A 22537-nucleotide genomic window follows, 5' to 3' on the forward strand; every position below is an offset into this window, starting at 1 on the left:
AAAATTATTCACCAAAACAACATGGAAACGGTATAGTCCCGTATGGAATGGGTTGTATTGTTGTATCAGGCCCTGGTTTCCTCGCTTCTGTCAGTTGCAGGTGGAGGTGGGGGGCTAATTGTATCTATTTCTGCCTTCAGTTGCTCGTCGATCGTAATGTCTATTGATGCAAGAGAGGATTGTAGCTGGCTTGGATTTGCCGCTCCCAGGATTGGAGCCGTAATGGCAGGATTTGACGCTACCCAGGCTACCGCCAGGCTAGCAGGTTCTACTCCACGTTCCTTGGCCAGGCGTGTGAACTCTGTAGCCAGGTGCAGGTAAAATTCGCCATCATATCGTTTCTGGTAGGTCTTGTTCTCGACCAGGCGTCCAGCAGAGGCTTTGATGTCCGATCCATAACGGCCTGTCAACAATCCTCCTCCCAGCGGGCTGTAGCTGAATACCCCAAGGTTCTCCGCCTTGGCAAGAGGGAGCAGTTCAACCTCTGACTGCCGTTTTGCAATGTTGTACATGGGTTGGAGGCAATGGATGGAGGTGAGGCCCTTGAGCTCCCCGATGCCCAGCATGCGGGCAACCTGCCAGGCAGCAAAGTTGCTGACACCCACTGAGAGCACTTTCCCTTGGGAGATGAAGTCGTCGAGGGTCCTGAGCACCTCCTCCATGGGGGTAAGAGGATCGTAATGGTGGATGAAGTAGACATCCAGGTAGTCGGTCCTCAACCTTCTGAGGCTGTCATGTAGGGATTGGGTCAGGTGCTTGCGTGAACTTCCTCTCCCATTCGGGCCATCGGCCATGAGAGAGCCCCCTTTCGAGGTGATGACCACATTGTGCCTCTCCTCCTGGATGAACTCGCCCAGATACTCCTCTGCAACCCCTTTCTGGTAGACATTGGCACAGTCGAAGAAGTTGATGCCTGCGTCTCGGCACTGCTGATACATCTCCTTGGAAGTAGTCTTGTCAGCCCTCCCTCCAAAGGACATGGTCCCAAAACAGAGCTCTGATACCTGTATCCCTGTTTTTCCTAGTGTCTTGTAGTGCATCTGTCCCATCGTGTTGCTCCTTGTCTGCATAGGTGGGGGTAGTATACTACAAAATGAATTCTGAATAGTGGGAATCTTTTCCAGAATGCGACGACACCTCCTCCACCTGTTTTGCGGTGGAAGAGGTGCTTTGGCATTATTCAATAATTTCTATTGCCGTACTCCCTTTTGGGATTGCGACAAGGATCCCGTTGGTAGTGGCAGAAAAGGTTCCAGCACTTGTGCTCTCTATGGTGGATAGGGATCGGAACAGTATGTTCCAAGGCTTCCTGGTTCCTGTATAACGGACGCTATACCCTCGCTCTGTTTTTTCTATCGTGAAGGATGCATCTACTTCGCCTTGAGCATTGAAGACCTGTGAAGAAGCAACTGAATTGAGGGTGAATACGTGGAACGTGACCCCGTCAGCGTAGTCATAATCGGGCCTTTGGTTGTTGGAGCCAACGGCCAGAACACTATTTTCCCTTACCATGAGAGGAAGGGTAAAGTACCCATGTCTTTCCCGTACCCATTTCCCTCCATTGACTGGTTCTCCAGTCAGGAAATTGGTCCATCGCCCTTGAGGTAGGTAGTAGGATACCTCTCCTGTATTCGAGAATATCGGGGCGACCAACAAGGTATCCCCCAACATATACTGACGGTCGACATAGGGACAGGAAGGGTCATCGGAAAATTCAAGTATCATAGGCCTCATCAAAGGAATTCCTGTTTGATGGGTGATGCAGGATTGGGCAAAAATATAGGGCATGAGGGAAGATTTCAGTTCAACATAATGCTTGAGTACCAAGCTCGCCTCCTCATCATAATTCCAAGGTACCCTATATGATTCATTGCCATGGAGACGGCTGTGCGAGGAGAGGAGCCCAAAAGCTACCCATCGCTTAAACAGGTCAGGCGTTGCCGTCAGTTCGAATCCCCCGATATCATGGCTCCAGAACCCGAATCCTGAACACGATAGGGAAAGCCCTCCTCTCAAGCTTTCTGCCATTGATTCATAGGTTGCAGAGCAATCGCCACCCCAGTGAACTGGGAATTGTTGCCCTCCTGCCGTTGCCGATCGTGCAAATACGACTGCTTCATGTTTGCCTCTCGCCTTTTCAAGGAGCTCGAATACCGACTGGTTATACAGTTGGGTATAGTAGTTATGCATCTTGATTGCATCTGAATGGTCATAATAGACAACATTGGTTGGAATCCTTTCACCAAAATCTGTCTTGAAGGTATCGACGCCCATATCGAGCAGCACCTGTAATTTCGCCTGGTACCATGAAACAGCCTGGGGATTGGTAAAGTCAACAAGGGCCATCCCTGCTTGCCATCTGTCCCACTGCCAAACATTGCCCTCCGGTGTAAGGACCAGATACCCGTTTTTCATCCCTTCATCAAACAACCTGGATTTCTGGGCGATATAGGGGTTGATCCAAACACAGATGTGCAGCCCCTTTGCCTTGAGGCGGGATAGCATGCCAACCGGGTCAGGGAACTTGTCTTCGTCCCACGTGAAATCAACCCACTGGTATTCTTTCATCCAGAAACAGTCGAAATGAAATACGTGCAAGGGGATCTTCCGTTCCTGCATGCCATCCACAAAGGAATTGACGGTTTTTTCATCATAGTCGGTGGTAAAAGAGGTTGTAAGCCATAACCCAAAGGACCAAGGTGGAGGGAGAGCGGGCTTGCCCGTAAGGCTGGTATAGTTTACCAGCACCTCTTTCAAGGTTTCTCCTGATATGATGTAATACTCCAGTATTTCTCCAGGAACCGAAAACTGTACTGTGGTGACAACCTCGGATGCAACTTCTATCGACACCTTCCCCGGGTCTGCTATGAAAACCCCATATCCAGCGCTGCTCAGGTAAAAAGGGATGTTCTTATATGCCTGTTCGCTGCTGGTTCCGCCATCCTCATTCCAGATATCGACGGCCTGTCCGTTCTTGACAAAAGCTGTAAACCGTTCGCCCAGGCCATAGATGGTTTCACCAACCCCCAAGGATAGGTGCTCACTCATGTAGACACTCCCATCTGACCTGGTTATATGGCCGGAGAGCCTTTGCACAATTGAGGTAAGTTTTTTGTCTCCCCTGAAAAAAGCCATTTCACCGGTGGAGCCTTTTCCGACTGCTACCCGTAGGTCCCCATGTTCCAATTCAAGGGAAGCAGCAGTTTCCTTGGTCACAGGGGTTGTGGACCCATCGTTATGGATGGAGAAAGCAGGGCCTGTTGGGCGACGGCCTTTGAACCTATAGGAGGTAACGTGTAGTACGTCCTTGGCAGGGGAAGAAAATTCCGTAGTGATCAAGGGTGCATTAAGCGTATCGCCACGGTGCAGTGTTTTCTTCATGCTCGAATATACGGTAATCTGAGCATCTGTCATCTTGATGTCCCGAGTTTCTGCTCGGTTTATCAGGGAAGTCCCTTTTTGTATGCCCCAGTACCCATCTCTGAATTTCATTGTGTATTCTCCAATCAGGTTTTGACTGCACCTGCAGTCATCCCTTTTATAATGTGTTTTTGCAGACTCAGGTATAACAGGATAGCTGGAGCAAGGGTAAGCAAGACACCGGCCATCGCAAAATTCCAATCGATCTTATACATCCCAAAGAAATTATAGGTTGCCAACTGTAAGGTAAGAGCCTTTTTCGAGCCACTGAGGACCAGGAGAGGCAGGAGAAAGTCGTTCCACATCCACATGGCATTGATGACAATTACCGAAACGGTCACCGGCTGCAACAAGGGGAAGATGACCTGAGCGAAAGCTCGAATAGGGGAGGCTCCGTCAATGAGTGCGCAATCATCCAGTTCCTGGGGAACCGATTTGACAAATCCATGGTACAGGAATAAGGCAAGGGGGGTGCCGAGACCCCAATACAGAACGCCCAACCCTATTGGGGAACCGGTCAAGGAGAGTGATTTGGCAATTTTGACAAGGGCTATCATAAATGAATGGAATGGGATCATCATTGGTGCAATCATGACCATGAACACCACCCAACTGTAGCGGGTCTTTGTCCTGGAGAGCTTGAACCCTGCAAGAGAGCTCAAGGTCACAACCCCAACGACCCCGATGCTTGTAGCAATAAACGTGTTTAGGAAGTAACGGGGATATTGCATGATGGCAAATGCTTTGACAAAATTGCTGAGGTTCAAGGATGAGGGCAGGGATATCACGTTTGACGTTATTTCGCTGAATGTCTTGAATGAGTTGATGATCACAAGAAAAAGCGGGTAGAGGTACAGGATTGCGATCAAGGCCGTGACGGCAGTCAATGCAAGAGATGCTGGTGTTCTCTTTTTCATACCTCCACCTCCATCTGCTTGAACATTCTTACCTGGAAAAATGTCAGTACCAAAATCAACAGGAAGAGGATTACCGATTTTGCAGTGCCATAGCCAAACCGGTTGATGACAAAGGCCGTGCGATAGATGTCCAGTGCAATCGTGGTGGTGGCACTGCCAGGCCCACCACTGGTGAGGCTGAATATTACATCAAACGCTTTCAGCCCATTGGAAAGGGAGTGAAATACTGCTACGGTAACTGAGGGCATTATTATCGGAAGGGTGATCTTGAAAAACCTGGCAAATGGATTGGCACCATCTATCATGGAAGCTTCAATAAGGTCTTTGGGTACTGTCTGTAGTCCAGCAATGTAGACGACGAGATAGAACCCAAGAGAATGCCACACTGAGACGATCACGACACTGAATAGGACCAAATGGGTATCGCCAAGCCAGCTGAGCATGAACACTGGCAACCCTGTCGCTGCAAAGAAGGAATCAAAGGCATTGCCATAGATGAAGCGCCAAATGTAGCCAATGATTATCAGGCTTATGATATTGGGTACGTAGAATGCCGCCCTAAGGAAATTTTTTCCTGCAATGTCACTATCAAGGATAACCGCAAGCAATAGCGCCAATACGTTGGTGATTATCACCGTGAAGAAGGTAAGCGTAATGGTGAACCACAAGGCTTTAAGCATCGCAGGATCATCCGTCAGTGCTTCGATGTAGTTTGCAAAACCGATGAATACCGGCACCTTGTCGAGGCCATTCCATTTGGTGAATGAATACAGGATGCTCATGAGAAATGGCAGTTCAACAGATAAGAGGATTGCCAGGAAAGCAGGAAGGGTGAATCCTATAAATACTCCCGCCTTATTCAGTTTCTTTTTGGAGAGACTTGTCATAATTTTGAATTCCTAAAACCGGAGAACTGAATGTTCTCCGGTTGTTTCAAGCGTTGCCAGAGTGTTTACTGTAAAGCTTTTGCAATTTTGGAATAGGCGGCGTCAAGTGCATCCAGTGTCTGGGCCCTATTGGTTTGGCCTGCACAATAGCCTTGCAGAATTGAGCCAAGCTGCTGTTCGGTTCCAGTAGGCCACATCTGGTAGAACCATGGATATCCAGGAACACCTGCACCAAGTTGTCCTACTGTCTCGACAGCTATCTGTGAGTCAGGTGCACCTGCTCCCTTGATAGGGGACATCTGCTTGATCTTGGTAGGGATCCAATTCTTTCCATATTCACTTGTTGTGAGCCATTTTAGCCAATCAAGTGCTGCAGATAGGTTTTTCCCATCCTTGGCAATCCTGATGGTTTGGTTGGAGTCAAACATGATTCCCGCAGCTGCGGCATTTTGGCCGGCAGGTCCTACCAAAAATCCAATCTCAACCTCAGGGTTTGTCTTGCGGATTGTATCTTCCGCCCAGTTTCCCTGATGGATGATACCGACCTTACCGGTTGCAAGAGACGATGTCTGGTCATTGAAGTCAGACTCATTGGGTTTTGGTCCGCCGTAGGCTTTGATGAGGTCCAGCAAGTCGAAAACCTGGCTCATCTCCTTGATATCCTTGAATTTCAGGGACCCATCGTTTAGGCTGGCAACAAATTTCTCATACCCACCATAGTTCCCGATTGAAGGGGCGAGTGCTTGCCAAGCGGTTTGTGGCAGTACCCAGAACTCCTTGAATCCTGTAGCAAAGGGCTGGATGCCTTTTGCCTGCAGTTTCTTGGCAACATCCTCAAATTCTTTCAAAGTCTTTGGCAATACAGTGATACCTGCATCTTTAAACACTTTTTTGTTGTAGATAAATGAGTGTGATTGCACCAGGAACGGATAGCCTAGCACTCTTCCATTGACAGTCACCCCTTGCAGGGCAGAGGGTTCGATCTGGGAGATGAATGACTCGTTGGTCAGATCATACACATAGTCCTTGTATGTTGAGTTGTCAGCGTAGGCGCTGCTCATGAATACATCAGGGACATCGCCTGTGTTGATTCGGCTTGTCAGGACAGACCGGTAGTCTGTCTGTAGAACTGTAATTTCCAGTTTGACTCCAGTCTCCTTAAAATATGCTGATACCATATCATCATATTGTTCAGATAGTTCTGGGCTATAGAACATTACATCCAGAGTAACGGGTTTTGTGGTGCTTGTTTCCTTGGCTCCATTTGAAAACAGAGGTGGAACTAAGAGAAGCATGACGCTCAGTACCAATAATGCCTTTTTCATGTAAGACCTCCTTAAATGTGTAGAGACTACACAATCTTACCAATATATGTTATACGTATAACATACAAAATGGCGGTTGTCAATTTATGATTTTCATACTTTGATTTTCCCGACCCGTAATATTGAATTATAGGGAGATTCGAATTAGATTACGACATTGGAAGACAAAGGAAGAGGCATGCGGACAACACAAAAAGATATTGCAAAAGAGTTAGGTATCTCATTGTTGACAGTTTCACGGGCATTGAATGGGACAGGGTATGTCTCTGCAGCCTTAAAGGAAAGGGTGCTCGCCTATGCCAAAGAGAAAAATTATGTGCCCCACAAGGCCTCGCAGGTCCTTGTAAGAAATAAGATCCAGCGTCTTGCCCTATTTTCCTCAACCCTTCCAACCTACTTCTGGGACGATATCCGTAAGGGTATCGATATCGCAGGTGAACAGATTGTTCCTTTTGATTATGTTGTTAGCTACCACAATGTTGCAGAACACGATACTGAAGGGTATATCCGCCTCATCAAGGAGGAAATACAAATCGGCTTGGCTGCGGTTGGGTTTGTAAACCAGCGGAAGTACGATATGAAAAGGATCATCAACACCATCAAAGAAGCAAACATCCCCTATATAACATTTAATTCTGATGCTCCAAAAAGCGGAAGGCTCAGGTACATTGGTTCAAACTATGGATCTGGAGGGGCTCTGGTTGCTGATTTCATCGGTAGTACACTGCGGTTCGCAACTCAAAAAAGAGTACTTGTTTTGCTGGTGGATGAGCATGAAAAGATCTATTCCCAAACTCCCGACATAAATGTTGAGCGGTTGGCAGGGTTTAGGAGCGTGATGGAAACCAAATATCCTATGGTAACGTATGAGGTGGTACATTTTTCAGCCACGCTCAATAAGCAGGAAGAGACAACAGAACTTGAACAGATCCTCCGTTCCTATCATGGTTCAGTTGAAGCCGTATACCTTATCCCTGCTTTTAATACCATGTTCCTTAAGGCACTTAAGGCAACGGGGTATCGGAATGTCGTCACCATCCTCCATGATATCGATGCAAATATTTCAGCATACCTGCAAGATGGAACCCTCACGGCTGCTGTATACCAAAATCCAGCCTTGCAGGGGTATTATGCGGTAAAGACATTGGAAGAAATTGTAGAAGCAAAAATAACCATACCTTTGCAAGATATTGAAATTGCCCATAACCTGGTTCTTTCTGAGAACATAGATATCCTGAATTCAACCCTTTTCAAGATTTACTGATGGATGATTGGAAGATGTGCACCGTCGGCAATCTCCAATAAGAAAGGTTGTGGCTCGTAGGGATGAGCTTGCTGGAACTAGGATAGGAGAGTGTTAGTTGAATCTGTACCGAAGTCCTATTTTGGGAACCAGGTCAATGCCAAAGGCATCATGCAGGTTACTTGCCGTAGGGATGTAGTAAAGATTGTAGATGAATTCGATGGGGAGCGAGAAGTTTTGGAAAAAGAGTATTTCGACTCCAAAGCCTGCTCCCACAATGATCTTGGCAACATAGGGGTCTGCTGTCTGTGAATCAGAATCATAGGGGATCTCCCCTGTATGGGCCAATGAAAGACTCGCGTAGAGTTGGCCTCCTATGAATTTGTCAAAATCATTGCCATATATGGTCCTTTGGTAATCAAACGAGACCGTATAGGCCAATACCGACTCATACATGTGGTCTGGGTCATAGGTGATGCCCACAACCCCTTGCAATGCATTCTCCCCAAAACGCTGGTGGTACGAGAGACCCCAAATAGAGGGGCCTAGTTGCATTCCTATTCCATACGGGTACTTTTGGTAGGTGCTGGTTTCTGCATGAAGGGGCACGCTACCAATGAAGGCCAAGAGCAATCCCATAGTGAGCAGTAGGTGGGGGTGGTTTTTCATGTGCAAAGTATAATTTGATACTAGTACAAGAACAAGGTCTTCCCCTATCGTTTGCCTCCTTTGGCAAGATGTGGTAACGGATATCCAGCAATGGAAAATGATGGGCTTACCTGCTCAATGGGGATTTTCTGTGTTTTTCCTTGTTTTTTTGAGGTTTTTCTGTTGTCCCTAGGACAAACGTCCTAGGGCAAGTCTAGGCATTTGGCTAGTGATGCACACCCCAAATGGGAAGTATCATCACACTAAGAGTAGATTCGTCCGTATAAAAATATGGAGGAACCAGCTTGGCTGATAGTATACATAGTTTTTATCAAAATGTGGGAGATGGGAGTATACTAAAGACCATCGGGAGAATGTACTGGGACATAACAAAATAGGTGCATAATTTGTACATCCATCAGTGGCCGTTGCATGGTAGTTTCGTGTACATGAACGAAATATAAACGGAGGAGTTTGAAGATGAAGAGAACATTGACAATTTTGTTGGTGCTTTTGATGGCTGTTGCTTTTGTGTATGCACAGGGCAGCAAGGAAGCTGGCGCAGCTAGCGATGTCGCCAAAATTGGTGTATCCATGCCGACTCAAAGCCTACAGCGCTGGAACCAGGATGGTGCTAACATGAAGAGCCAGCTTGAGGCCGCAGGGTACAAGGTTGATCTGCAGTTTGCAGGTGACAATGATATCCCGACCCAGGTTGCCCAGCTTGAAAACATGATCATGGGAAATTGCAGGGTTTTGGTTATTGCATCCATTGATGGTTCTGCTTTGACCGAAGTGCTCAAGAGTGCCAAGGAAAAGAACATTCCCGTCATTGCCTATGACCGCCTGATCATGAACAGTAACGCAGTTACCTATTATGCAACCTTCGACAACTACAAGGTTGGAACAATCCAGGGTGGATTCATTCGTGATGCACTCGATCTTGAACATGCCAAGGGCCCATTCAATATCGAACTGTTCACCGGTTCCTCCGATGACAACAACGTCAACTTCTTCTTCGGTGGGGCAATGTCCATTCTCAAGCCTTATATCGACAGCGGCAAGCTCGTTGTGAAATCAGGTCAGACAACTCTCGCACAGTGTGCAACTCCCAACTGGTCAACTGAAGAAGCCCAGAAGAGAATGGAAAACCTTGTTACCGCCAACGGCTACGGACCTAAGGGTGTGAAGCTTGATGCAGTACTCTCTTCCAATGACTCTGTTGCAAACGGCATCACCAACGCATTGGTTGCTGCAGGTTACACCAAGAGCAACTTCCCAATCTTGACAGGACAGGACTGTGACAAGCCAGCTGTAAAGAACATGTTGCAGGGCATCCAGAGCATGTCAATTTTCAAGGACACCAGAACTCTTGCCTCCAAGGTAGTGGGTATGGTCAACTCGATCCTGAAGGGAACAGCCGTTGAAGTCAATGATACGAAGACCTACAACAATGGTACCGGAGTTGTTCCTTCGTACCTTTGTGACCCAGTATTTGCGACAGTTGATAACTACAAGGAACTGTTGATCGACAGTGGATACTACAAAGAAGCAGACCTCAAGATCTAATTGGTTTCTGTTGTGAAGGGAGGCGGCAGTTGCCGCCTCTTTTCTGTATACCAAGCCAAGACCAGCTTGAAAGAGTCAAAGTATCCCACCAACTGGCGTATAAATGGTGATACAATGTTACATGTAAGGTTTTATATGCAATTCAATTACACCGTCCCTTACCGCATGTGATGGTGTGAGTAGCTGAAGTCCTGATGTCTTTGGCTCGCAATTTCTTAAGGAGGGTATCTGTGTCCAAAACACTATTGGAGATGAGAGACATCACCAAGGTTTTTCCTGGTGTCATAGCACTGAGTCATGTGAATTTGGATATTACCGAAGGGGAGATACACGCACTGGTAGGGGAGAACGGGGCAGGAAAATCTACCCTGATGAATGTCCTCAGCGGAATCTACCAATTCGGCACCTATGAAGGTGATATCATCTATGACGGCAAGGTGTGTGAGTTCCATAGGATCAGGGACAGTGAGAGCCAAGGGATCTCGATCATCCATCAGGAGCTTGCTTTGGTTCCCTATCTCTCGATTGGAGAGAATATGTTCCTCGGCAATGAGATTGCAAAGCATACGCTCATTGACTGGGACAAGACCTACGCAAAAGCCGATGAGTTGCTCAAGATGGTAGGGTTGAAGGAATCCTCGAGGACACTCATCAAGGACATCAGCGTGGGAAAGCAACAGCTGGTCGAGATTGCCAAGGCGCTTTCCAAGAATGTGCGGTTGCTGATTCTCGATGAGCCTACCGCTTCCTTGAACGAGACTGACTCCAGAAAGCTCCTGGACCTTTTGTTGGGCTTCAAGCGCAACGGAATGACAAGCATCATCATCTCCCACAAGATCAACGAGGTCTCCTATGTCTCAGACCGCATCACCATCCTTCGTGATGGAGCTGTCATCAAGACCCTCGAGAAGAACAACGGGGGAAGCTTTAGTGAGGATGAGATCATCAAGAGCATGGTGGGAAGAAGCCTTACCGACCGTTTCCCGAAACGGGAACCCCATATTGGGGAGGTCTGCTTTGAGACGAAACATTGGACAGCATTCCATCCGATCTATCAGGGACGGAAGATCTGTGATGATATCAACATTACCATCCGCAGGGGCGAGGTTGTCGGCATCAGCGGCTTGATGGGTGCTGGACGGACGGAATTTGCCATGAGTGTCTTTGGGAAAAGCTATGGTACCAATATTTCTGGTTCACTCTTTCTCAATGGCAAGGAAGTGGTACTCAATAGTGTGAAGGATGCCATTGAGCACCACTTGGCCTATGTAACGGAGGACCGCAAGGGAAATGGGTTGATCCTCAGCAATCCGATTCGGGAAAACACCACACTTTCCAAGCTTGAGAAAGTCAGCAGCCATGAGGTCCTTGATACTGACCTGGAACAGAAATACGCAGTTGAATATACGGAGAAGCTCTCCACAAAATGCTCAAGCGTTTCCCAGTTGGTCTCAAACCTTTCTGGTGGGAACCAGCAGAAGATTTTGCTCAGCAAGTGGATGTTTGCAGACCCTGACGTGCTGATCCTCGACGAACCAACCCGGGGTATTGATGTTGGGGCAAAATATGAAATTTACTGCATCATCAATGGCCTTGTGGCGGAGGGGAAATCTGTACTCATGATTTCATCCGAGATGCCCGAGATCCTGGGTATGTGTGATCGCATCTATGTAATGAATGAAGGAAAGATTGTCGGGGAGTTCCCACGTGAGACTGCCTCCCAAGAGGCTATTATGTTCGCAATCATGAAATCAGGAAAAGGAGAGTAAGGAAGATGGCCCCAAAGTCTAACGTTGCCAATGCATTGAAGAAAAATACCATGTTGATTGCCCTGTTTGCAGTCATGATCTTGTTCCAGATCATGATCACCACCTCTGGCAGGGGGTCCTTGTTTGCACCCGCCAATATTTCCAATCTGATCAACCAGAACTCCTATGTAGTCATCCTGGCAACCGGTATGTTGCTCTGTATCCTCACCGGAGGAAACATCGACCTCTCCGTAGGGTCCATTGTCGCGGTGGTCGGGGCTGTTGCCGGGACGCTGATCGTGAACATGCACATGAACATCTATCTTGCCATAGTGTTCTGCCTGCTCTCAGGTATTGCCATCGGTGCATGGCAGGGGTTTTGGATTGCCTATGTCCGTATCCCCCCGTTTATTGTTACCCTTGCAGGAATGCTTCTTTGGAGGGGTGTGGCTCTGCTTATTCTCAATGGCCTTACAATCTCCCCGTTTCCCAGCAACTACCTCCAGTACTTCACCAGTTTCATCCCCGGCGGCGAGGTTGATTCCTCCACCGTCTTTACCGTCACCATGGTAGTGGGGATATTGGCCAGTCTGATCTTTGTGATCCTGCGTATCATAGACAGAAAAAAGAAACAGGCAAAACAGTATGAAGTTGAACCCTTGGTATTCATGGTCGCGAAAAGCGTCATAATCCCTGTTGTTGTCCTAACCATGTCCTTTCTCCTTGGCAAACACAAAGGTATTCCTGTAGTGCTTGTTTTGGCCGCAATTGTAGTGTTCGTCTATAGCTTCTATACCTCCAGGACGGTTCCTGGCCGTCATCTCTATGCTTTTGGAGGAAATGAGAAGGCTGCGAAACTCTCGGGAATCGATACGAACAGGGTCCTATTCTCGGTCTACCTGAACATGGGTTTCCTCTCCGCAGTAGCCGCCCTTGTCTGTGTTGCCCGCTTTAACTCGGCGGCTCCTACAGCAGGGCAGAACTATGAGCTCGATGCCATTGGATCGTGTTTCATCGGAGGCGCCTCAGCCTATGGTGGAATAGGGACCGTAGGTGGGGCTGTCATTGGAGCCATCTTCATGGGTGTCCTCAACAATGGTATGTCCATCCTTGGCATCGACTCCAACTGGCAGAAAGCGGTCAAGGGCCTTGTCCTGCTGATAGCCGTTGTCTTTGACGTAGTGTCCAAGAAGCAGGTAAAGAGCCATTAGGCTCGGGTAGGTATCTATAGGCAAGGACATACTGTCCTTGCCTATTTCCCCGGTCTCCTCCCTTTTTGTTCCAGTCTGTTTAGCTAGGGGATGCGGTAAGGTCTCAGATCACATATGATACTGGGCCCTTCACAAGATCCTGAAGCAAGGTGTTACGCTATGGTCTATTTTGGAAAAGAGTTGCCAAAAGCAGTAATCGAAAGGAGTACCTGCTTTTGTACAGGATATGCCACAAAAGGATATCTCCATTATGTTGTGCAATATATGATTCATGATAACTGTTGTATCAACAGATAGTTGCTCAAAAACCTCCAAAAAATGTATTTGTTGATTTAGCCCTTGTTTGCTATTGACAGGGGAGAGGGTTGCTTCTATACATGAATGCATGCATATATAAGTATATATACATATTTTGGCGGAGGGAACCAATGGCAGTACAGATAAAAAAGCGCCTGCTTGGACAAAGAACCAATAACTCTTAACCCGTTCAATCCTCCGGCCCTGTAGGTTCCCTCTTTTTGTTGGGAGTACTCATGGAGTAAGAGAAAGGAAGGCCATATGCATAGTCATGATGATAATACGATTGATAGCGAATACCTTGCAGCGATGAAACTGCAGAAGCGAAGCGTTTCTGCTGAGCAATTTTCCCAGTTTGAAGGGTATGTTGCGGAAATCTTTACGGCTTTTGGCCTTGATCTGCACAGCCCATCCACCGAAGAGACCCCCCGACGGTTCATCAAGGCACTGTATGATATCACTGAAGGGTATGACGGGGACCCCAAGCTTGTGAAAGCCTTCGAAACCGAGTGCCACGGCGATTCCGATTGCAGGCTCAGCCAGATAATCCAGGGGCCGATTCCCTTCTATGCCCTGTGCGAGCATCATGCCCTTCCCTTCTATGGAAAGGTGTATGTAGGCTACATTGCCAATGAGAACATCATCGGAATCTCCAAACTTACCCGGTTGGTTCGGCTTTTCTCTAAACGGTTTGCTGTCCAGGAGAGGATAGGCCAGGAGATAGCAGGCCTGTTGGATGTGATGGTCCATCCCACCGGTGTCGCTGTCTACATAGAGGCCCACCATCTCTGTATGGAGATGCGCGGCGTTCGTGAGGAGGTTCCGATGACCCGGACCACTGTTTGGCGAGGCGCCTATCACGACGACCCAGCCTTGCGCTCAGAGTTCTTTACCTCCTGTGGGTTACCCCGCAATGGATAGGGGGAGGTTTGTTTTGGTCACCGGTGGAGCCCACCGGATAGGGCGCTCGGTCTCCTTGGCAGTAGCCCGTTCAGGCTTTGATGTGGCCATCCATTACTGGACCTCCCACGAAGAAGCCGTAGCCCTTGGCTCTGAGATCGAGGCCCTTGGAAGGAAGGCGATCCTGGTGCAGGCTGACCTTGCCCAGCCAGAGCAGGTACATACCCTCATCGCCCGTATCCTGGAGCATGGTTCCCTGGTTGCTTTGGTAAACAATGCTGCCATCTTTGAAAGGCTTGACTGGCAAAGCTCCACCCTTGAAAGTTGGAACTTACACCTGATGGTCAACCTGACAGCCCCCTTCCTGCTCAGCCAGGCGTTTGCCAGGGCCCTGCCTCCAGGGGAGCAGGGACGCATCATCAACATGCTAGATTGGCGGGTGTCGCGTCCGGGTGCCGACCATCTTCCCTACAGTGTCAGCAAGTCGGCCCTGGCCTCATTGACGGCCTCCCTTGCAGCCGCTCTGGCCCCACACATTACGGTAAATGCCCTTGCCCTGGGTGCCATCCTTCCCCCGACCGATGGCAACAAAGATCCGAATATACTGGCCAACATCCCTTCAGGACGGTGGGCCAGCCTTGAGGAAGTCGATCAGGCCCTGATCTTCCTGTTGACAGGGCCTACGTACATGACAGGTGAGATTCTCTACATCGATGGAGGCCGTCACCTGCTATAGTGAGGAGGCTCTATGGATCAGGTATGTATCAGGAACCTGGTAGCCCGTGGAATTATCGGCATCAATGATTGGGAGCGCGAGAAACCCCAGGAGATAATGATCAATGTGGTGCTGTTTGCCGACCTACATGCTGCCGGAAAGAGTGACAACATCCAGGATAGTGTGAACTACCGGACGATCGCCAAAAAACTGTTGCTACACGCAGAGTCTGCCCACCGTTTTACCGTAGAAGCATTGGCGGCGGACCTTGCTCGGCTCTGTCTTGATGACCCAGGGGTACATAAGGTACGGATCCAGCTTGAAAAGCCTGGTGCTGTGAGGTTTTCCAGTTCGGTAGGTGTCGAGATTGAGCGGACCAGAGAGGATTTCCTATGAAACGGAGTGAGCATGGCATCTGCCTGCTGTTAGGCTCCAATATTGAGCCTGAGGACAACCTCCCCCGTGCAATCGTCCTGCTGCAGAAGCACCTATGCCTTATACAGACCTCCTCAGTCTGGGAATCGAGGGCTGTTGGATCGGATGGTCCCAACTTCCTCAATGCCGCAGTATTGGCCACAACCTCGTTGGATGCCGATACCTTGCGCCTGCATCTGCTACGCCCTTTGGAAGCCCAACTGGGTAGGGTACGTACATCTGACAAGAATGCACCACGAACCCTGGATATTGACCTGATCATCTACGACCAAAAGTTGTTGGACCCTTCCTTATGGAAGTACGCCCATCTGGCTCTCCCAGTTTCGGAGCTTTTGCCAACCTACCGGTCTGAGACTGGAGCGTATCTCAAGGATTTTGCTTTGCTTGCAGCAGCGAGCAGTGGTATTTGGGTCAGAGCGGATGTTTCTGACTATCCCTTTTCGACCGTATTTTCGCAGCCACAATACTAAGGAGGCTATCGATATGGAAAAGAACAAGGCAGTGCAACCACGTATAGCGTATGGGAAAGTTTCCCCTGAAGGCGTCGCCATCCTCGGCACCTTGGAGAACTACCTCAAAGGTTGTGGATTGGATCCTGGGCTTCTCGAACTGGTGAAGCTGCGTTCATCCCAGATCAACGGCTGTGCATTCTGCATTGACATGCATACAAAGGACGCACGAAGCCGTGGGGAGAGCGAACAGCGCCTGTACGCGCTGAGTGCATGGAGAGAGACACCTTTCTATACCGCCCGCGAAAGGGCAGCCCTCGAATGGACTGAAGCTGTCACCAAGGTTAGTGACCATCAGGTCCCCGACGAGATCTACGAGCTGGTCAAGCCCCATTTTACCGAGAAGGAGCTGGTCGACCTGACCCTTGCTGTGATAGCCATCAACGCATGGAACCGCCTGGCGATAAGTTTCAGGACCCCTGCTGGTTCGTATAAGCCTTCTCACCCGGTGACCAGGGTGGGATGATTTGCCAGGAGCTTCCGGTATTGGTTTGTCTTCTCCTGCCTGCATTTCTTGTAGCAAGCCTTTGGCGTAGGGTTGTTGCCTGTAAACCATTGGATTACAATTGGTTAGGCTGGTAGGGAGGAATAGGGGAAAGAAACCCCAATCGCTCGAGGAGGAATGTATGGTGAAGATAAAACATGTGTATGAAGCCTATGACGCGGCTGATGGCAAGCGTTTCTTGATCGACCGCCTGTGGCCTCGTGGGATGAGCAAGGAGAAACTGGTCATGGATGCATGGCTCAAGGATGTTTCCCCAAGCGGAGAGCTAAGGGGTTGGTTTGGACACGATCCGGCTAAATGGGAGGAGTTCCAGAACCGTTACACAATTGAACTGGACAGTAATCCCGATGCCTGGAAACCACTTCTTGCAGCGGCAAGGCAGGGGACTGTGACCCTGCTATTCGCTGCCCATGATTCCGAACACAACAATGCTGTTGTGCTGAAGGCCTATCTGGAGAACCTTCTCCAGATCACAGAAGAGCAATCGAGGTTGAGGAAGTAACGGTAGCTAACACCAAACAAAAGGAGATAGCTATGAAACAGTACAAGTATTTGATCATCGGCGGTGGGTTGACCGGGGATGCTGCGGCCCGTGGCATTAGGGAACTGGACAAGAACGGCTCCATTGGCATGATCAGCCATGAGGTTGATCCTCCTTACTCCAGGCCAAGCCTCTCCAAGGGCTTGTGGAAAGGAAAGGCACTGGAGAAGATCTGGTGCAATACCCAGGAACTGGGGGTGGATTTGATCTTGGGACGAAAGGTTATCCAACTTAACGCCAAGGACAAGACAATCCTTGATGACAAGACCGATACATATAGCTACGGCACCTTGCTTCTGGCAACAGGGGGGAGTGCAAACCATCTTCCCTTTGGTGGGGATGCCATTGTCTATTTCCGTGGCTTCCAGGATTATCTACGGCTGCGCTCGCTCAGTGAGAGCGGCAAGACCTTTCTTGTGATAGGCGGTGGGTTCATTGGGACTGAGATTGCTGCAGCGCTGACCATGGTAGGCAAGAAAGTCATCATGGTTTTCCCAGAAGCGAGCATCGGCTCAAGAGTATATCCCCCCGATCTATCCCAATTCATCGGTGACTACTATAGGCAGAAGGGTGTAGAGGTCATATCTGGCGATTCTGTATCCAGCCTTGTACAAAACGGTACGCTTGTTTCGGTCCGGACACAACAAGGGAAGCTGTTTGAGGTGGACGGTGTGGTAGCCGGAATTGGCATCCACCCGAAGACCGAGCTAGCACAGCAGGCTGGCCTGAAGATCGAGAACGGGATTGTCGTCAATGAAAGGCTACAAACTTCGGACCCTGACATCTATGCAGCAGGTGATGTTGCAAACTTCTATCATACCGCCCTGGGAAAACGGGTGCGACTCGAGCATGAGGACAATGCCATCCAGATGGGTAAGCAGGCCGGGCGAAATATGGCCGGCTCCCATGAAGCCTACACCCATGCGCCCATGTTCTACTCAGACCTGTTTGAACTGGGGTATGAGGCGGTGGGGGCGTTGAGCACTACCCATGAAATAGTGGAGGACTGGAAGGACACCTATAAGAAAGGTGTAATCTATTATACCGAAAACGGACGTGTACGAGGTGTCCTTTTATGGAACGTGTGGGACACTGTTCCTGCAGCAACCGCCTTGCTCGCCCAACCAGGTCCATTCAAACCCAAGGATCTCATAGGCAGGCTGTAGGGAAGAGTGCCTTGAAAACTGGGTAGTGGGCATACGCTGTGACTTTTCCATTGTATTCGGATTCAGTGAGCCCTTTCTCCATGGATGAAGGGCGGGGCCGTCATGCATGCAATTGGTACAATGTCCTTCAGTAGGGATTTTCGTTTCCTACGATCTTTTGTCTATGGTATTGACAGAAGATTCTTCTTGCTCTATATATAGACCGACCGTCGGTCTATTGATATTGGAGAGGTAGTATGCGGATAACCAAAGAGTATGATGAAAGAAAGGCCGAGATTCTTGATACGGCAGAAACATTGTTTTACCGAAAAGGGTATGAACTGTGTTCAGTCAATGAGATCCTTATGGCAATAGGCATTGCGAAGGGCACCTTCTACCATTATTTCAAATCGAAGGAAGAGGTGCTGGATACCATAGTGGCACGGAATACAGCGTTACTCTTAACGAGGGCCAACGAGGTGGTCTCCATGGATACCCTTGCCCCTGCAGAGAAGCTCTTGCGCGCATGCATGGCAATGAAGATGACAGACCATATCGATTCTGCCCTATTGGCTGACATGCACAAGAGCGAAAATGTCTTGTTGCATCAGAAAACCCTGAACAGTGTTGTCCTGGGTATGGCTCCTCTCCTGGTAACGGTAGTTGAGGAGGGAGTGAGGGCCGGGATTTGGTCTTGCCGATTCCCCCTCGAGTATATGCAGATATTCCTCTCAGCAACCCTCACCCTGACTGATGAGGGTATTTTTTCCTTGGATGCCGAGTCGCAGATGAAGGTGATGGCTGCTTTGATCGCCCTTCTCGAAAAGATGGTGAATGCCCCTGTGGATTCCTTTATGCAGATGTTCATGCAGGCTCAAAAATAGTAGGAGAAGGGTGGATTTTGTGAGAAAATTTATGGCTATCTGGTTCGGCGAACTCGTTTCAAGCATCGGTAGCGGTATGACAGCCTTTGCTGTAGCCCTCTATGTCTACCAGGGAACTGCAAGTGTTACCCGTGTTTCGGTCATAGCACTGCTGGCATTTCTCCCAACGATTGTACTGAGTCCTGTTGGAGGTATCCTCGCTGATCGGTATGACAGGCGCTTGATGATGATCGCAGGGGATTCCCTTTCGGTACTAGGGTTGCTTGTCATATTCTTCACCATCCAGATGGGTGGTGGCTTTCTCCCCCTCTGTATTGGGGTTACCATAAGCTCTGTGTTTGTTTCCTTGCTTGAACCTGCGTACAGGGCCACAGTAACCGATCTCCTTACAGAGAGGGAGTACGCAAGGGCAAGTGGCCTGGTGCAGATAGCTGCGAACTCCAAATATCTCATCTCCCCATTTCTTGCTGGTTTGATCCTCTCTGTCACCGATATCAGGGCCATACTGCTCATTGACATGGCGACCTTTTTTGTGACCGTCCTTACCATAGCACTGGTACGCAAGAGTATCGCCACCACCCTCTCTTCCGAAAAGCGTTTTGATTTCATAAGGGAGTTCAAGGAAGGGCTTGGGAGCATTACTGCAGACAAAGGGGTGACCAGCCTGGTTGTGCTTATGGCGTGGATGTGTTTTTTCATTGCCTTTATCCAGACACTCATGACACCCATGATCCTTTCCTTTGCCGATGCAAGGACGCTGGGCATCATGGAATCCCTGAGCGCTGTGGGCATGTTGGTTGGAAGCGTTGTCATCGGAATCGTTAACCTCAAGAAAAACTATGCCAGAACCCTTACCCTCTCCCTGATGGCTGCCGGTCTATGCATGGCATTGACGGGAACCACTACCAGCATCTGGCTCCTTGTTGTTTTCTGCATGGTGTTTTTTGCCACCCTGCCCTTTGTGAATACCTGCTCCGATGTGCTGATACGCACCAAGATACCCAATGAGGTGCAGGGGAGGGCATGGGGGATGATAAGTTTCCTCACCCAGATCGGTTTTGTTGTGGCATATGCACTCTGCGGCCTGCTTGCAGACTATGTATTTGAGCCTCTGCTTAGGGAGGGCGGCCTCCTGGCCGGAACTGTTGGGCAGGTGATCGGCATCGGGAAAGGACGAGGAATTGGGTTGATGCTTATAGTTGCCGGAATGGTAATGGTTGCATTTGCCTTCATCTTTGGCCTGGGGAAGAACATCAGGCAGATGGAAAGAGGAGGTACATATGCAATGGTCGATGGTTGTAAATGATTGCAAGAGAAACAGGAGCATTACCCTGGCATTGCTGCTGTTCATGGTGTTTGCAGAAGCCCTTGCAGTGCTCTCTGCATTGATGGGGGTACAAACCTACACCTCGATTTCTGCCTTGTATAAGGTCGCTCAGCCTCCCCACTTCGTGCAGATGCACAAAGGGCCGATAGACGAACTCCAAATCTCCAAGTTCTTTGCAGAACATGAGATGGTGACGTACAGCCAGATCAGCACGATGCTTGATGTCTATGGAGAAAGCATAACTGTCATTGGCTCCAAGGCCCCCTATGACCTTTCCGGTTGTCGCCTTGACATCGGTCTTGTCAAGCAGAATCCAGATAAGGATCTTCTCCTGAATTCCAGCCATGAAAAGGTAGTACTCCAGGAGGGGGAGATCGGCATCCCGACCCTTTTGCAGAAGATGTATGGTGTTGAAATCGGCGATCGTATCGTGTTGTCCAGCAACGGCATACAGAAGGAGTTTGTGGTCAAGGAGTGCATCCTGGACGCCATGATGAACTCCCCAATGGCCTCCTCCACGAGGATCCTGCTCAGTGACAGGGATTTTGATGGGCTTGAGGGGAGGGTTGGGGAGAAGGAGTACCTGATCGAAGCCTATCTAACCAACCCGAAGGATGCCAATGCCTTCAAGACTGCCTATGAGGATGCATCCCTTGCACAGAATGGACAGGCCGTTACCTATGCGATCCTGTTTATCCTGAGTGCGTTGACGGATATCGTTACTGTTTTTGTCCTGTTGCTCGTCAGCCTTCTTTTGGTAGTTGTTTCCTTTATCTGCGTGAAGTTTACCATCATGGCTGCCCTGGAGGAGGAAGTGAAGGAGATTGGGACCATGAAAGCCATCGGTCTGACCTTTGTCGATATCAGGGGCCTCTACCTTGCCAAGTACAGAACTTTGGCTGTGGCCGGTATCGTTGCAGGTTACCTTGTTGCACTATGCACTATTGGCGCGGTTACGAGCCATATCAGCTCCACGTTCGGGGCCACAAGGTTCTCCTTTTTGACGGTACTGGTTTCCCTCGCTGTCAGTTGTCTGGTTTTTCTTCTTCTTGACTCTTATTGCAAAAAGACCTTGCGGAAGATACAAAAGCTTACCGTGGTAGATGCCCTGGTAAGCGGGAAGGGGTTTGGCAAGAGAAAGGCCTCGAGCAAGGACGGTCTGCATAGGGTCAGGAGGCTACCTGTAAACGCGCTACTGGCCGTTCGTGAGGTATTGCATGCAATTCCTGACTGGACCATTGTATTCACCGTGGTGGTGATCGCCTTCCTGATGATCATGATCCCTGTCAACTTGCTGAACACCTTTGAGGCTCCTGAGTTTATCACCTACATGGGTAGTTCCTTGGAGGATATCCTGATCGAGGTTGAAAATGGGGAACAGCTGGAAACAAACGCTGCAAAGGTCAACCAGGTTTTGGCAACCGATGGTTCCATTGCAGCCTACAATAGATACCGTACGGTCCGGGTGAAGACCTCAGGTGTCAAGGGCACCCTCATTAACCTGGATATCGACACAGGAAAGATGGCAGGAAAGGGCCTGCAGTATCTCGACGGCAGGGCCCCCGAAGGCCAGCATGAGCTTGCCATCTCCTACCTCAATGCCAATGCCCTTGAGAAAGGGGTGGGGGAGACGCTTGTCCTTTCCCTTGCGGCCGGGAGGGAGGAGTATCTGGTCTCCGGTATCTATCAGGATGTTACCAGTGGTGGGTATACGGCAAAGGCAATTCATGATTTTGCAGATCTGGAGGCGAAGAAATATTCGTTCTCTGTCATTCTCAAGGACTCTCATGAGGTGGAAAGCAAGGCGTCTGCATGGGCTACCCTCCTTGGAGCTGGAATAACGGTAGACCCGATGGAGAGATTCATCGACCAAACCTTGGGTGGGGTTGCAAAACAGCTTAGGGCTATGGTTATTGCAGTAGTCATGCTTGGGGCCTCATTGGTAGTGCTCATTACTGTCCTGTTTCTGAAGCTTCGGTTGGCAAAGGATGGAGCTGAGATAGCTATCCTGAAGGCCATTGGTTTCTCCCATCAGGATATTCTTTGGCAGTACCTGCTGAAAATGGGCTTGGTCTCCCTAGGTGGGGTCCTTACAGGGATGGTCCTCACCGCTTTTCTGGGAGAAAGGCTCGTAAATGGGGCCCTGGCCATGGCAGATCTTGGTGTCAGGAAGGTCCATCTCATCACTGATCCTCTAGTGGCATATGGTGTTTGTCCCCTTGTGCTCCTGGCTCTCATCTTGTTGGTTACCTCGATTGTTCTGAGAACCAGCAAAAACAAAAACATCATCTCTCTTGTGAGAGAGTAGACA

At 49.2% G+C, this 22537-nt stretch carries 20 protein-coding genes; 14 read left to right on the forward strand and 6 right to left on the reverse strand.

The window, feature by feature from the left end:
- Positions 1–65: 65 nt before the first annotated feature.
- From ROJ03_RS04455 to ROJ03_RS04475, 5 genes are all read right to left on the reverse strand, one after another.
- On the reverse strand, positions 66–1070 hold the full coding sequence (locus ROJ03_RS04455) for an aldo/keto reductase (RefSeq protein WP_313725793.1): 1005 nt from the start codon (positions 1068–1070) through the stop codon (positions 66–68).
- Between the two features lie 106 nt (positions 1071–1176).
- Positions 1177–3492, reverse strand: a complete 2316-nt coding sequence (gene yicI, locus ROJ03_RS04460; RefSeq protein ID WP_313725794.1) for an alpha-xylosidase — start codon at positions 3490–3492, stop codon at positions 1177–1179.
- Positions 3493–3506: 14 nt separating this feature from the next.
- Positions 3507–4337, reverse strand: coding sequence for a carbohydrate ABC transporter permease (locus ROJ03_RS04465; protein WP_313725795.1), 831 nt, complete (start codon positions 4335–4337; stop codon positions 3507–3509).
- A complete protein-coding gene (locus tag ROJ03_RS04470) occupies positions 4334–5224 on the reverse strand; it encodes a sugar ABC transporter permease (RefSeq protein WP_313725796.1) in 891 nt (296 codons plus the stop codon). The genes ROJ03_RS04465 and ROJ03_RS04470 overlap by 4 nt, the downstream gene beginning before the upstream one ends.
- Positions 5225–5289: 65 nt before the next feature.
- The gene (locus tag ROJ03_RS04475; protein ID WP_313725797.1) at positions 5290–6549 is read right to left on the reverse strand and encodes an extracellular solute-binding protein; all 1260 of its coding nucleotides are present in this window, start codon (positions 6547–6549) and stop codon (positions 5290–5292) included.
- 178 nt (positions 6550–6727) lie between these two features.
- Here ROJ03_RS04475 and ROJ03_RS04480 point away from each other — a divergent pair, with 178 nt between their 5' ends.
- Positions 6728–7813: a LacI family DNA-binding transcriptional regulator gene (locus tag ROJ03_RS04480; protein WP_313725798.1), complete on the forward strand. Its 1086-nt coding sequence runs from the start codon at positions 6728–6730 to the stop codon at positions 7811–7813.
- A 93-nt stretch (positions 7814–7906) separates the two neighbouring features.
- Here the strand turns inward: ROJ03_RS04480 and ROJ03_RS04485 are convergent, their stop codons facing one another.
- Entirely contained in the window at positions 7907–8461 is a 555-nt protein-coding gene (locus ROJ03_RS04485; RefSeq protein WP_313725799.1) for a hypothetical protein, read from the reverse strand.
- 459 nt (positions 8462–8920) lie between these two features.
- On the opposite strand from ROJ03_RS04485, the gene chvE reads away from it, so the two are divergent.
- From chvE to ROJ03_RS04550, 13 genes are all read left to right on the forward strand, one after another.
- Complete coding sequence (chvE, locus tag ROJ03_RS04490) at positions 8921–10009, forward strand: multiple monosaccharide ABC transporter substrate-binding protein (protein ID WP_313725800.1); 1089 nt, start codon at positions 8921–8923, stop codon at positions 10007–10009.
- Between the two features lie 230 nt (positions 10010–10239).
- Positions 10240–11778, forward strand: a complete 1539-nt coding sequence (gene mmsA / locus ROJ03_RS04495; RefSeq protein ID WP_313725801.1) for a multiple monosaccharide ABC transporter ATP-binding protein — start codon at positions 10240–10242, stop codon at positions 11776–11778.
- 5 nt (positions 11779–11783) lie between these two features.
- Positions 11784–12968 (forward strand): multiple monosaccharide ABC transporter permease, encoded by a 1185-nt coding sequence (gene mmsB, locus ROJ03_RS04500; protein ID WP_313725802.1) that lies wholly within the window; start codon positions 11784–11786, stop codon positions 12966–12968.
- Positions 12969–13526: 558 nt separating this feature from the next.
- Entirely contained in the window at positions 13527–14186 is a 660-nt protein-coding gene (gene folE / locus ROJ03_RS04505; protein ID WP_313725803.1) for a GTP cyclohydrolase I, read from the forward strand.
- 13 nt (positions 14187–14199) lie between these two features.
- Complete coding sequence (locus tag ROJ03_RS04510) at positions 14200–14901, forward strand: SDR family oxidoreductase (RefSeq protein WP_313725804.1); 702 nt, start codon at positions 14200–14202, stop codon at positions 14899–14901.
- A 12-nt stretch (positions 14902–14913) separates the two neighbouring features.
- The gene (locus ROJ03_RS04515) at positions 14914–15276 is read left to right on the forward strand and encodes a dihydroneopterin aldolase (protein WP_313725805.1); all 363 of its coding nucleotides are present in this window, start codon (positions 14914–14916) and stop codon (positions 15274–15276) included.
- Entirely contained in the window at positions 15273–15785 is a 513-nt protein-coding gene (gene folK / locus ROJ03_RS04520) for a 2-amino-4-hydroxy-6-hydroxymethyldihydropteridine diphosphokinase (RefSeq protein WP_313725806.1), read from the forward strand. Before ROJ03_RS04515 ends, folK begins: the two co-directional genes overlap by 4 nt.
- Positions 15786–15798: 13 nt before the next feature.
- Positions 15799–16290 (forward strand): carboxymuconolactone decarboxylase family protein, encoded by a 492-nt coding sequence (locus ROJ03_RS04525; protein WP_313725807.1) that lies wholly within the window; start codon positions 15799–15801, stop codon positions 16288–16290.
- Positions 16291–16450: 160 nt separating this feature from the next.
- Positions 16451–16831 carry a DUF488 domain-containing protein gene (locus tag ROJ03_RS04530; protein ID WP_313725808.1) on the forward strand — a complete coding sequence of 127 codons (381 nt, stop codon included), beginning with the start codon at positions 16451–16453 and terminating at the stop codon, positions 16829–16831.
- Between the two features lie 32 nt (positions 16832–16863).
- Positions 16864–18036, forward strand: coding sequence for an FAD-dependent oxidoreductase (locus ROJ03_RS04535; RefSeq protein WP_313725809.1), 1173 nt, complete (start codon positions 16864–16866; stop codon positions 18034–18036).
- Between the two features lie 236 nt (positions 18037–18272).
- Positions 18273–18899, forward strand: coding sequence for a TetR/AcrR family transcriptional regulator (locus ROJ03_RS04540; RefSeq protein WP_313725810.1), 627 nt, complete (start codon positions 18273–18275; stop codon positions 18897–18899).
- A 19-nt stretch (positions 18900–18918) separates the two neighbouring features.
- Complete coding sequence (locus ROJ03_RS04545; RefSeq protein WP_313725811.1) at positions 18919–20205, forward strand: MFS transporter; 1287 nt, start codon at positions 18919–18921, stop codon at positions 20203–20205.
- On the forward strand, positions 20180–22534 hold the full coding sequence (locus ROJ03_RS04550) for an ABC transporter permease (protein ID WP_313725812.1): 2355 nt from the start codon (positions 20180–20182) through the stop codon (positions 22532–22534). Before ROJ03_RS04545 ends, ROJ03_RS04550 begins: the two co-directional genes overlap by 26 nt.
- Positions 22535–22537 lie beyond the last annotated feature (3 nt).

It is taken from the genome of Sphaerochaeta sp. PS, assembly GCF_032144095.1.
Lineage (GTDB): Bacteria > Spirochaetota > Spirochaetia > Sphaerochaetales > Sphaerochaetaceae > Sphaerochaeta.